Annotated in this window: 11 protein-coding genes; 9 read left to right on the top strand and 2 right to left on the bottom strand. The window is 69.8% G+C overall.

The window, feature by feature from the left end; all coding sequences use genetic code 11:
• The first annotated feature begins 124 nt into the window (after positions 1–124).
• From eccD to ACFVS9_RS23490, 6 genes are all read left to right on the top strand, one after another.
• The gene (gene eccD / locus ACFVS9_RS23515; protein ID WP_389935255.1) at positions 125–1627 is read left to right on the top strand and encodes a type VII secretion integral membrane protein EccD; all 1503 of its coding nucleotides are present in this window, start codon (positions 125–127) and stop codon (positions 1625–1627) included.
• 188 nt (positions 1628–1815) lie between these two features.
• On the top strand, positions 1816–2106 hold the full coding sequence (rpsO, locus tag ACFVS9_RS23510) for a 30S ribosomal protein S15 (RefSeq protein ID WP_003965855.1): 291 nt from the start codon (positions 1816–1818) through the stop codon (positions 2104–2106).
• Positions 2107–2377: 271 nt separating this feature from the next.
• Entirely contained in the window at positions 2378–4591 is a 2214-nt protein-coding gene (locus tag ACFVS9_RS23505) for a polyribonucleotide nucleotidyltransferase (protein WP_383118780.1), read from the top strand.
• Complete coding sequence (locus tag ACFVS9_RS23500) at positions 4588–5967, top strand: M16 family metallopeptidase (protein WP_389935115.1); 1380 nt, start codon at positions 4588–4590, stop codon at positions 5965–5967. Before ACFVS9_RS23505 ends, ACFVS9_RS23500 begins: the two co-directional genes overlap by 4 nt.
• A 22-nt stretch (positions 5968–5989) precedes the next feature.
• On the top strand, positions 5990–6742 hold the full coding sequence (dapB, locus tag ACFVS9_RS23495; RefSeq protein WP_383118889.1) for a 4-hydroxy-tetrahydrodipicolinate reductase: 753 nt from the start codon (positions 5990–5992) through the stop codon (positions 6740–6742).
• Positions 6743–6756: 14 nt separating this feature from the next.
• Positions 6757–7209, top strand: a complete 453-nt coding sequence (locus ACFVS9_RS23490) for a hypothetical protein (protein WP_383118890.1) — start codon at positions 6757–6759, stop codon at positions 7207–7209.
• Positions 7210–7265: 56 nt separating this feature from the next.
• Here ACFVS9_RS23490 and ACFVS9_RS23485 read toward each other — a convergent pair whose 3' ends face one another.
• Together ACFVS9_RS23485 and ACFVS9_RS23480 are read right to left on the bottom strand one after the other, a co-directional pair.
• On the bottom strand, positions 7266–7817 hold the full coding sequence (locus tag ACFVS9_RS23485; protein ID WP_389935111.1) for a hypothetical protein: 552 nt from the start codon (positions 7815–7817) through the stop codon (positions 7266–7268).
• A 93-nt stretch (positions 7818–7910) separates the two neighbouring features.
• A complete protein-coding gene (locus tag ACFVS9_RS23480) occupies positions 7911–8150 on the bottom strand; it encodes a hypothetical protein (protein ID WP_383118892.1) in 240 nt (79 codons plus the stop codon).
• Between the two features lie 175 nt (positions 8151–8325).
• Between ACFVS9_RS23480 and thyX the strand changes: the two genes are divergently transcribed.
• The 3 genes from thyX (at position 8326) to ACFVS9_RS23465 (ending at position 11933) form a co-directional block, all read left to right on the top strand.
• Positions 8326–9063: an FAD-dependent thymidylate synthase gene (gene thyX, locus ACFVS9_RS23475; protein ID WP_383118893.1), complete on the top strand. Its 738-nt coding sequence runs from the start codon at positions 8326–8328 to the stop codon at positions 9061–9063.
• Between the two features lie 152 nt (positions 9064–9215).
• Complete coding sequence (gene dapA, locus ACFVS9_RS23470; protein ID WP_383118894.1) at positions 9216–10115, top strand: 4-hydroxy-tetrahydrodipicolinate synthase; 900 nt, start codon at positions 9216–9218, stop codon at positions 10113–10115.
• A 132-nt stretch (positions 10116–10247) separates the two neighbouring features.
• The gene (locus tag ACFVS9_RS23465) at positions 10248–11933 is read left to right on the top strand and encodes a ribonuclease J (protein ID WP_109879661.1); all 1686 of its coding nucleotides are present in this window, start codon (positions 10248–10250) and stop codon (positions 11931–11933) included.
• Positions 11934–12049 lie beyond the last annotated feature (116 nt).

The raw sequence follows: 12049 nt of genomic DNA, 5'->3' as shown, positions 1-12049 counted from the left end.
ACGCGTGTACGCATCCGCTAACTACCGCAAAAAACGGGTCATTCAGGACGCTTGTGAAGCCCGTGGTCCAGGGGTGCGTTCCAGGAGGCGGAGGAGAACACATGAGGGGGAGCAGCACGTGAGTATGACGGCCCGCACCGCGGCCACCGGATCCGGCAGGCCGGGTCCCGGAGTACCGGCCGGCAACGGAACCGGCTTCTGCCGGGTCACGGTCGTCGCGCCCGACAGCCGCGTCGACGTGGCGCTGCCCGAGGACATCCCGGTCGCCGACCTCTACCCCGAGATCCTCCGGCTGTCGGGGCAGAGCCCCGCCCAGGACGCCCCGGTCGGCTACCACCTCGTACGCCGCGACGGCACCGTCCTGGACAGCGGCCGCACACTGGCCGGCCAGCGCATCCTCGACGGCGAACTGCTCTCCCTGCGCCCCTTCTCGGAATCGCTGCCCCCCGCGGTCTTCGACGACGTCTCCGACGCCGTCGCCACGGCCGTCGCCCGGGACCGCACCCTGTGGGGCGACGGCCTCATGCGCTCCGCCGGGCTCTTCGGCGGCTCCGTCCTCCTGGTCCTGCTCGGCTTCGTGCTCTGGACCTCCGACGTCCGGCACGACATGCACGGCCTGCCGGGCGTCCTGGCCGCCGTCAGCGCCGTACTCCTCCTCGCGCTGGCCTGCGTGCGCGCGCGCGTCTACGCGGACCGCGGCTCGTCCATCGCGCTCGGGATCGGCGTCCTCACCCACTCCGCCGTCGCCGGTGCCGGACTCCTGCCGCTCAGCCAGGGCCAGGGCATCGGCAGGCTCCAGTTCCTGCTCGCCTGCGCGGCCGTGCTGGTGGCGTCGGTGATCCTCATGATCGCCGCCCCCGAGGGCGACGGGACCTTCGTCGCGTTCGTCTTCGCCTCCGCCATCGGCGTGCTGGTGACCTTCGTCGCGATCCTGACCGGCATGGCACCGGCCGAGACCGCGGCCGTCTGCGCCCCCCTCTCCGTGGGGCTCCTCGCCTTCCTGCCCGGACTCTCCACCCGCTTCGCCCGCCTCCCCATCGGCTTCGACCCGCCCCGCACCACCGTCGGTGACTACGGAACGTCCGAGCCGGCCCCGCAGGGTCCCGTCGACGCCGACCGCATCACCGCCCAGGCGCGACGCGGGCACGAGCTGCTCCTCGGCCTCGTCGGAGGGTGCGCGCTGGTGGCCGTGGGAGCGGCCGCCGTGCTCGGCTTCTCCGACAGCGTCTGGGGCCAGCTCCTCGCACTCGCCACCGGCGTCGCGATGCTGATGCGCGCCCACCTGTTCCGCTACACCGCCCAGGTCGGCTGCGCCTTGGGCGCCGGCCTCGCCGCCCTCGTGCTCCTCGGCCTCGGGCTGTCCCTCAACCCGCCGGCCGATCTGATCCGCGAGGCGCTCAGGGGGGACAGCGGGGGACTGGACATCCGTACGATCTGGCTCACCGCCGCGGTCGCCGGCGTCGCCGCCCTGATCACCGCCATCGGACTGATCGTGCCGCGCAAGGGGGTCACCCCGTTCTGGGGGCGCTTCCTGGAGGTCGCCGAGGCCTTCGTGCTGCTGACGCTGCTGCCCCTGTGCCTGGCCGTCTTCGACGTCTACCACTCGATCCGGGCGCTCACCAGCTGACCCGGCCCCCACGGCGTACGGACGGGTCCGCGGCGACTGGTACGCTGTGTGACGGCCGTTTGTGTACGCGCTTCCGGGATCACCCTGGGAGCTGCGCTCATCGGACCTTCGCCTCCGAGTCACGGAAGCTCCCCTGAGATCAAGACCAGGGGCACTCGTGGGCGCATCGAACACCAAGAGGAGTACGCGTGCCGCTCGACGCCGCTACGAAGAAGCAGATCATGTCCGAGTTCGCCCAGAAGGAGGGTGACACCGGATCCCCCGAGGTCCAGGTCGCCATGCTCTCCCGCCGGATCTCGGACCTGACGGAGCACCTCAAGACGCACAAGCACGACCACCATTCCCGCCGGGGTCTGCTGATCCTCGTCGGCCAGCGTCGCCGTCTTCTGCAGTACCTGGCCAAGAAGGACATCCAGCGCTTCCGTGCCCTCGTCGACCGCCTCGGCATCCGCCGCGGTGCGGCCGGCGGCGCCAAGTAAGGACGCTGTGAGAGGGAGCGGTACCCCGGTTCCAGGGGGCCGCTCCCTTTGCTGTACGTGCGTGACCGGGGTCAGGCTCAGTAACCTGGACGTACGACAACAGAACGAGGAGAGGCGCGCCACGGCCGCCGCCGGTCCTCGGTAGTGGCCCCCGGGACAACGCCCGGGAGCTTCGATCGAAGACCGGCCCGCACACACGGCGCGCTTCTCCGCACCGTCCTGGGCCACACGGGCGCCAGGACGAAAGACGACGAGTATGGAGAAAACACTAGTGGAGAACGAGACCCACTACGCCGAAGCCGTGATCGACAACGGCACCTTCGGCACCCGCACCATCCGCTTCGAGACGGGCCGCCTGGCCAAGCAGGCCGCCGGCTCCGCCGTCGCGTACCTGGACGACGACACCATGGTGCTGTCGGCCACCACCGCTTCCAAGCGGCCCAAGGACCAGCTCGACTTCTTCCCCCTCACGGTGGACGTCGAGGAGCGGCAGTACGCGGCCGGCAAGATCCCCGGCTCCTTCTTCCGCCGTGAGGGCCGGCCCTCCGAGGACGCGATCCTCACCTGCCGCCTGATCGACCGCCCGCTGCGCCCCTCCTTCAAGAAGGGCCTGCGCAACGAGATCCAGATCGTCGAGACGATCATGGCGCTCAACCCCGACCACCTGTACGACGTGGTCGCCATCAACGCCGCCTCCGCCTCCACGATCCTGGCGGGCCTGCCCTTCTCCGGCCCGATCGGCGCCACCCGCGTCGCCCTGATCAAGGGCCAGTGGGTCGCCTTCCCGACGCACACCGAGCTCGAGGACGCCGTCTTCGACATGGTCGTCGCCGGGCGCGTCCTGGAGGACGGCGACGTCGCGATCATGATGGTCGAGGCCGAGGCCACCGAGAAGACCATCCAGCTCGTCAAGGACGGCGCCGAGGCCCCGACCGAAGAGGTCGTCGCCGCCGGTCTGGAAGCCGCGAAGCCCTTCATCAAGACGCTCTGCAAGGCCCAGTCGGACCTCGCCGCCAAGGCCGCCAAGCCCACCGGTGAGTTCCCGGTCTTCCTCGACTACCAGGACGACGTCCTGGAGGCGCTGACCAAGGCCGTCAGCACCGAGCTCGCCAAGGCGCTCACCATCGCCGGCAAGCAGGAGCGCGAGGCGGAGCTCGACCGCATCAAGGACATCGCGGGCGAGAAGCTCCTCCCGGCCTTCGAGGGCCGCGAGAAGGAGATCTCGGGTGCCTACCGCGCGCTGACCAAGAAGCTGGTCCGCGAGCGCGTCATCAAGGACAAGGTCCGCATCGACGGCCGCGGCGTCACGGACATCCGTACGCTCGCCGCCGAGGTCGAGGCCATCCCGCGCGTGCACGGCTCGGCGCTGTTCGAGCGTGGCGAGACGCAGATCCTGGGCGTCACCACCCTCAACATGCTCCGCATGGAGCAGCAGCTGGACACCCTCTCCCCGGTGACCCGCAAGCGCTACATGCACAACTACAACTTCCCGCCGTACTCGGTCGGCGAGACCGGCCGTGTGGGCTCGCCCAAGCGCCGCGAGATCGGCCACGGCGCGCTCGCCGAGCGCGCCATCGTGCCGGTGCTGCCCTCGCGCGAGGAGTTCCCCTACGCGATCCGCCAGGTCTCCGAGGCGCTGGGCTCCAACGGCTCGACGTCCATGGGCTCGGTCTGCGCCTCCACCATGTCGCTGCTGAACGCCGGTGTGCCCCTCAAGGCCGCCGTCGCCGGTATCGCCATGGGCCTGATCTCGCAGGAGATCGACGGCAAGACCCACTACGTCGCCCTCACCGACATCCTCGGTGCGGAGGACGCCTTCGGCGACATGGACTTCAAGGTCGCCGGCACGAAGCAGTTCGTGACCGCGCTCCAGCTCGACACCAAGCTCGACGGCATCCCCGCCTCGGTCCTGGCCGCCGCGCTGAAGCAGGCCCGTGACGCGCGTCTGCACATCCTGGACGTCATGAACGAGGCCATCGACGTCCCGGACGAGATGTCCCCGAACGCCCCGCGGATCATCACCGTCAAGATCCCGGTGGACAAGATCGGTGAGGTCATCGGCCCCAAGGGCAAGATGATCAACCAGATCCAGGAGGACACCGGCGCCGACATCACGATCGAGGACGACGGCACCATCTACATCGGTGCCCAGCAGGGCTCGCAGGCCGAGGCCGCCCGCGCCACGATCAACGCCATCGCCAACCCGACCATGCCGGAGGTCGGCGAGCGGTACCTGGGCACGGTCGTCAAGACCACCACCTTCGGTGCCTTCGTCTCCCTGATGCCCGGCAAGGACGGCCTGCTGCACATCTCGCAGATCCGCAAGCTCGCCGGTGGCAAGCGCGTGGAGAACGTCGAGGACGTGCTCGGCGTCGGCGCCAAGGTCCAGGTCGAGATCGCGGAGATCGACTCCCGCGGCAAGCTCTCCCTCATCCCCGTGATCGAGGGCGAAGAGGACGAGAAGAAGGACGACACCGACAAGTGACGTCCCGTAGTTCCGTGACGACGGCCCGCCCCTCCTCGGAGGGGCGGGCCGTCGCCCGTACCCAAACGCTTCTCAAGGGCACAGGCGGCATCGGCACCGTCCGCCGCACGGTCCTCCCCGGCGGCCTGCGGGTCGTCACCGAGACCCTGCCCTCCGTCCGCTCCGCCACCTTCGGGATCTGGGCCAACGTCGGATCACGCGACGAGACGCCCACCCTGAACGGCGCGACGCACTACCTCGAACACCTCCTCTTCAAGGGCACCGCCAAGCGCAGCGCCCTCGACATCTCGTCCGCGATCGACGCGGTCGGCGGCGAGATGAACGCCTTCACGGCGAAGGAGTACACCTGCTACTACGCGCGGGTCCTGGACACCGACCTGCCGCTGGCCATCGACGTCGTCTGCGACATGCTGACCGGCTCGCTGATCGCCCCCGAGGACGTCGACGCCGAGCGCGGCGTCATCCTCGAGGAGATCGCGATGACGGAGGACGACCCGGGCGACTGCGTGCACGACCTGTTCGCGCACACGATGCTCGGCGACACCCCGCTGGGCCGCCCGGTCCTCGGCACCGTCGACACGATCAACGCGCTGAACCGCGGCCAGATCGCCCGCTTCTACAAGAAGCACTACGACCCCACGCACCTGGTGGTGGCCGCGGCGGGCAACGTGGACCACGCCACCGTCGTGCGCCAGGTCCGCAGGGCCTTCGAGCGCGCCGGAGCCCTCACCCGCACCGACGCCGTCCCCACGGCGCCGCGCGAGGGGTCCCGCACCCTGCGCACCGCCGGCAAGGTCGAGCTCCTGAACCGCAGGACCGAGCAGGCGCACGTCGTCCTCGGCATGCCCGGCCTGGCCAGGACCGACGAACGCCGCTGGGCGCTCGGCGTCCTGAACACCGCGCTCGGCGGCGGCATGAGCTCCCGCCTCTTCCAGGAGGTGCGCGAGAAGCGCGGCCTGGCCTACAGCGTGTACTCGTACACCTCCGGCTTCGCCGACTGCGGGCTCTTCGGCGTGTACGCGGGCTGCCGGCCCAGCCAGGTGCACGACGTCCTCGCGATCTGCCGCGACGAACTCGACCGGGTGGCGACGGACGGCCTCGGTGACGAGGAGATCGGCCGCGCCGTCGGCCAGCTCGCCGGTTCCACCGTCCTCGGCCTGGAGGACACGGGCGCGCTCATGAACCGCATCGGCAAGAGCGAACTCTGCTGGGGCGAACAGATGTCCGTCGATGACATGCTGGCCAGGATCGCGGCGGTCACCCCCGACGAGGTCCGGGCCGTGGCGGCCGACGTCCTCGGACAGCGGCCCTCGCTCTCGGTCATCGGCCCGCTGAAGGACAAGCAGGCCGACCGCCTCCAGGAAGCGGTCTCCTAACCACCCGTAAGGAAAAGAGCACATGAGCAAGCTGCGCGTGGCCGTTCTCGGCGCCAAGGGCCGCATCGGATCCGAGGCCGTACGGGCCGTGGAGGCCGCCGACGACATGGAACTGGTCGCGGCGCTCGGCCGCGGCGACCGGCTGGAGACCCTTACGGAGACCGGCGCCCAGGCCGTCGTCGAGCTCACCACACCCGCGTCGGTGATGGAGAACCTCGACTTCTGCGTCCGGCACGGCATCCACGCGGTGGTCGGCACCACGGGCTGGACCGACGAACGGCTCGCGCAGCTGAACACCTGGCTCTCCGGCTCCCCGGAGACCGGTGTGCTCATCGCGCCGAACTTCTCCATCGGCGCCGTCCTCACCATGAAGTTCGCGGAGCGCGCCGCCCGCTACTTCGAGTCCGTCGAGGTCATCGAGCTCCACCACCCCCGCAAGGCGGACGCCCCCTCCGGCACCGCCACCCGCACCGCCCAGCTCATCGCAGCCGCCCGCGAGAAGGCCGGCGCGGCCCCGCAGCCGGACGCCACGGTCACGGCGCTGGACGGAGCGCGGGGCGCGGACGTCGACGGCGTCCCGGTCCACTCGGTCCGGCTCCGCGGCCTCCTCGCCCACCAGGAGGTCCTGCTGGGCGGCGAGGGCGAGACCCTCACCCTGCGGCACGACTCCCTCCACCACAGCAGCTTCATGCCGGGCATCCTGCTCGGCACCCGCCGCGTGGTGACCACTCCCGGCCTCACCTTCGGCCTGGAACACTTCCTCGACCTGAACTGACTGGGCCCAACCCCATGCGCGCAAAGCTCACCTACGTCGTCACGGCCGCCGTCCTGGTCTTCTACTTCGTCCTGGCCGGCAGCCGCGGCGTCCTGCTCATCCGGCACGGCACGCTGCTCACGGTGACCTTCGGCGTGGCGGTGCTGATCCTGCCGGTGATCGGTGTCTGGTTCCTCTGGAAGAACACCCAGTTCGTGCGCAGGGCCAACGCCCTGGCGGCCGAACTGGACGCGGAGGGAGGACTCCCCGTGGACGAGCTGACGCGTACCCCGTCGGGGCGCATCGACCGCGACTCCGCCGACGCCGTCTTCGCGCGGCGCCGGGAGGAGACCGAGGACAGCCCGGACGACTGGCGCTGCTGGTTCCGGCTGGCGGTCGCCTACCAGGACGCGAGGGACACCCCGCGCGCCCGCAAGGCGATGCAGCGCGCCATCGCCCTGCACGCACACAAGCCGGTACGCGCCTGAGCGGCGCCGTACCGGCTTGTGAGGTGTTCCCGCGGCCCCCTGGGGGACCCAGGCCTTCAGGAGGTGCGGTATTCGTCCCCCCAGGCCTCGATCGAGTCGGTGGCCCGCTCGAAGGCCTCGGCGCGGGCCAGGAAGTCCGCGTTGTGGTCGGTGAACAGCGGCGCCAGCGGCCCGCCGCTCCTGCGCACCACCACCAGGGCCTGGCCCTGGACGGTGCGCGGGAAACCGAGCCACTTCACCGGCTGCTGGACCGTACGGACCGCCGCGGTGTTCTGCCACCGCACCGTGGTCGTACGGAAGAAGCCCACCCGGCGCACGCCGTGCAGGCTCACCCAGGCACCGACCCGCAGGAGCCGCAGCGCGCAGGCGATCACCACGGCAGCGAGCACGAAACACGCGATGGCACCGGAGAAGGACCCGGCGAACGTGATGATCATCGCGGCGAGCAGTACGAAGGACGACAGCAGCAGCAGCGTGGCCGCCGCCGCGACCCGCCAGGGGCCGGGGCGGTAGGGCCGTCGCCAGCTGTCGTGGTCGTCGAACGGCAGCGCGATGTCCTCTGCGCCCGCGTCGAATGCGCGGTCGGCCGTCAGGAAGGGCAGGGGCACGACTGATCCTCACTCACAAGCACGCTCGATTGCTGTGCCCGGTGAGGCTACCGAGCAGCCCCCCGGCCGACCACCCCAGGGGGCCCGTACGGGTCAGCGCTGCTGGGAGGCCTCGGACGTCTGACTGTGGGACGGGGTCCGCTCGGTGTCGAGGGCGGGCAGACCGAAGAGCAGCGATCCGGCGAAGCCGGCGACCAGCGTCAGCCCTACGAGGGAACGGGCCGCCAGCTGGGAACGACTGGCGCGCTGGCGGGGAGGCGGAGTGACATTACTGCGGAACCGGTCGGCCTCGGCGACGAACGAGAACGGAACGGATTCACGCCGGCGGAACATGAGGAAACTCTCCTTGAACTCTGTGACGGGTGCTGCTAATGAGTCAGACGTACGAGAGGCCTGATCGGTGCCCCGAATCGCCGAACCCGTCGAAAATTTCCCGCTGACGGATGCCGCCCCCGGGGCCCGTAGAGTGGACGCCGCCCGAGCGACGCCATTGGAAGGACCCCCGCCGGTGACCGACACCCCCGAGCCCACGAAGGCCCACTTCCGCAGCGACGTCACCGTTGACCTGGTGAAATCCGCTGCCGGTGACTCCGACGTGCTGTTCGCAGCCCGCGTCTCCACGGCCGGCGAGCAGTCGCTGGAAGAGGTCACCAAGGACCCCGAGCGCTCGAAGGGGCTCATCAACTACCTGATGCGGGACCGGCACGGCAGCCCGTTCGAGCACAACTCGATGACCTTCTTCATCAGCGCCCCGATCTTCGTGTTCCGCGAGTTCATGCGGCACCGCGTGGGCTGGTCGTACAACGAGGAATCGGGCCGCTACAGGGAGCTCGAACCGGTCTTCTACGTTCCGGGGGAGTCCCGCAAGCTCATCCAGCAGGGCCGCCCCGGCAAGTACGAGTTCGTCGAGGGCACCCCGGAGCAGCACGAGCTCACGAGCCGCGCCATGGAGGAGTCCTACCGCCAGGCGTACGACGCCTACCAGGAGATGCTCGCCGCCGGTGTCGCCCGCGAGGTCGCCCGGGCCGTCCTCCCCGTCGGCCTCTTCTCCTCGATGTACGCCACCTGCAACGCGCGCTCGCTCATGCACTTCCTCGGCCTGCGCACCCAGCACGAACTGGCCAAGGTGCCGTCCTTCCCGCAGCGCGAGATCGAAATGGTCGGGGAACAGATGGAACAGCACTGGCGGAGCCTGATGCCGCTCACTCATGCCGCCTTCAACAAAAACGGACGGGTCGCCCCGTAAGCGGTGTCCGTATTGCGACGTTTCGTGAAGTTCATCTAGGCTGATCAAACGGACCCGGCACTGCTTGAACCCCCGAGCAGGCAGTGCCGGGCTCCTCTTCCCCGTCCCCCCGAGGGGGCGCGACGCTCCGAGCAACGAGTAGCGTGTTACCCATGGCTCCGATCTCCACTCCGCAGACCCCCTTCGGGCGGGTCCTCACCGCTATGGTCACGCCCTTCACGGCGGACGGCGCACTCGACCTCGACGGCGCCCAGCGGCTCGCCACCCATCTGGTGGACGCAGGCAACGACGGCCTGGTCATCAACGGCACCACGGGCGAGTCCCCGACCACCAGCGACGCGGAGAAAGACCAGCTCGTACGGGCTGTGCTGGAAGCCGTGGGAGACCGGGCCCACGTCATCGCGGGCGTCGGCACCAACGACACCCGGCACAGCATCGAGCTGGCCCGCACGGCCGAGCGCACCGGCGCCCACGGCCTCCTCGCGGTCACGCCGTACTACAACAAGCCGCCGCAGGAGGGCCTCCTCCGCCACTTCGGCGCCATCGCGGACTCCACGGGCCTGCCCGTGATGCTGTACGACATCCCCGGCCGCAGCGGTGTGCCGATCGACACGGAGACGCTCGTACGCCTCGCCGAGCACCCCCGGATCGTCGCCAACAAGGACGCCAAGGGAGACCTGGGCCGGTCCAGCTGGGCCATCGCCCAGTCCGGACTCGCCTGGTACTCCGGCGACGACATGCTCAACCTCCCGCTCCTCTCGGTCGGCGCGGTCGGCTTCGTCTCCGTCGTCGGCCATGTCGCCACCCCCGAGCTGCGCGCCCTCATCGAGGCGCACCTCGGCGGAGACGTGCAGAAGGCCACGGAGATCCACCAGAAGCTGCTCCCGGTGTTCACCGGGATGTTCCGCACCCAGGGCGTGATCACCACCAAGGCCGCGCTCACCCTCCAGGGCCTGCCCGCCGGCCCGCTGCGCCTCCCCCTGGTGGAACTGACCGCCCAGGAGACGGCCCAGCTCAAGATCGATCTGGCCGCCGGCGGGGTACAGCTCTGACCACGGACTTCACAACTGAATACGCGAGGACACTCGCGGCGGAAACACCACCCTGACAACAGCAAGTGCACGAAATGACACGCGCGCCACGTGCCCTCAGCGGTACGTGGCGCGCGTGGTAAGGAGAGTCTTTTGAGTCATCCGCATCCTGAACTCGGTACCCCGCCGAAGCTTCCCAAGGGCGGCCTGCGGGTCACCCCGCTGGGCGGCCTGGGCGAGATCGGCCGCAACATGACGGTCTTCGAGTACGGCGGCCGCCTGCTCATCGTCGACTGCGGTGTGCTCTTCCCCGAGGAGGAGCAGCCCGGCATCGACCTGATCCTGCCGGACTTCACCACTATCCGGGACCGCCTGGACGACATCGAGGGCATCGTCCTCACGCACGGCCACGAGGACCACATCGGCGGTGTCCCGTATCTGCTCCGCCTGAAGCCGGACATCCCGCTGATCGGCTCCAAGCTGACCCTCGCGCTCATCGAGGCCAAGCTGCAGGAGCACCGGATCCGTCCCTACACCCTCGAGGTGGCGGAGGGGCAGCGCGAGCGCATCGGCGTGTTCGACTGCGAGTTCATCGCGGTCAACCACTCCATCCCGGACGCCCTCGCGGTCGCCATCCGCACCCCCGCGGGCCTGGCCGTCGCGACCGGTGACTTCAAGATGGACCAGCTCCCGCTGGACGGCCGTCTCACCGACCTGCACGCCTTCGCCCGGCTGAGCGAGGAGGGCATCGACCTTCTCCTCTCCGACTCGACGAACGCCGAGGTCCCCGGATTCGTTCCGCCGGAGCGGGACATCTCCAACGTCCTGCGCACGGTCTTCGCGAACGCGCAGAAGCGCATCATCGTGGCCAGCTTCGCCAGCCACGTGCACCGCATCCAGCAGATCCTGGACGCCGCCCACGAGTACGGCCGCAGGGTCGCCTTCGTCGGGCGTTCCATGGTCCGCAACATGGGGATCGCCCGTGACCTGGGCTATCTGAAGGTGCCCGCCGGACTGGTCGTCGACGTCAAGACACTCGACGACCTGCCCGACGACGAGGTCGTGCTGGTCTGCACGGGCTCCCAGGGCGAGCCGATGGCCGCTCTCTCGCGCATGGCCAACCGGGACCACCAGATCCGGATCGTCCCGGGCGACACGGTGATCCTGGCGTCGTCCCTGATCCCCGGCAACGAGAACGCGGTCTACCGCGTGATCAACGGGCTGACCCGCTGGGGCGCGAACGTCGTCCACAAGGGCAACGCGAAGGTCCACGTCTCGGGCCACGCCTCGGCCGGCGAGCTGCTGTACTTCTACAACATCTGCAAGCCGAAGAACCTGATGCCGGTCCACGGCGAATGGCGCCACCTGCGGGCCAACGCCGAACTCGGTGCGCTCACCGGTGTGCCGAAGGACCACATCGTCATCGCCGAGGACGGCGTGGTCGTCGACCTCGTCGACGGCAAGGCGAAGATCGTCGGCAAGGTGCAGGCCGGCTACGTCTACGTCGACGGCCTCTCGGTCGGCGACGTCACGGAGACCTCCCTCAAGGACCGCCGCATCCTCGGTGACGAGGGGATCATCTCGGTCTTCATCGTGGTCGACAGCTCGTCCGGCAAGATCGTGGGCGGTCCGCACATCCAGGCGCGCGGTTCCGGCATCGACGACGGTGCGTTCACCGCGGTCGTGCCCAAGGTCGAGGACGCGCTCAACAAGTCCGCCCAGGACGGGGTGATGGAGCCGCACCAGCTCCAGCAGCTGGTCCGCCGCACGGTGGGCAAGTGGGTGTCGGACACCTACCGCCGTCGCCCGATGATCCTTCCGGTCGTCGTCGAGGTGTGACCTGACGGCCGTCCCAGGCCGCCAACCAGGAGCGGGGGGGGGGGGCGGGGCGCGGGGGGCGGCGCCGCCCCCCGGGGAGGACACCACCACAAAAGCCCCCGCCACCCCCCCCCCCC

The sequence above is a fragment of the Streptomyces sp. NPDC058008 genome, from assembly GCF_042886395.1.
Classification (GTDB): Bacteria; Actinomycetota; Actinomycetes; order Streptomycetales; family Streptomycetaceae; genus Streptomyces.
The sequence above is the reverse complement of the archived record's forward strand: the minus strand, read 5'-3'. Positions and strand labels throughout refer to the sequence as shown.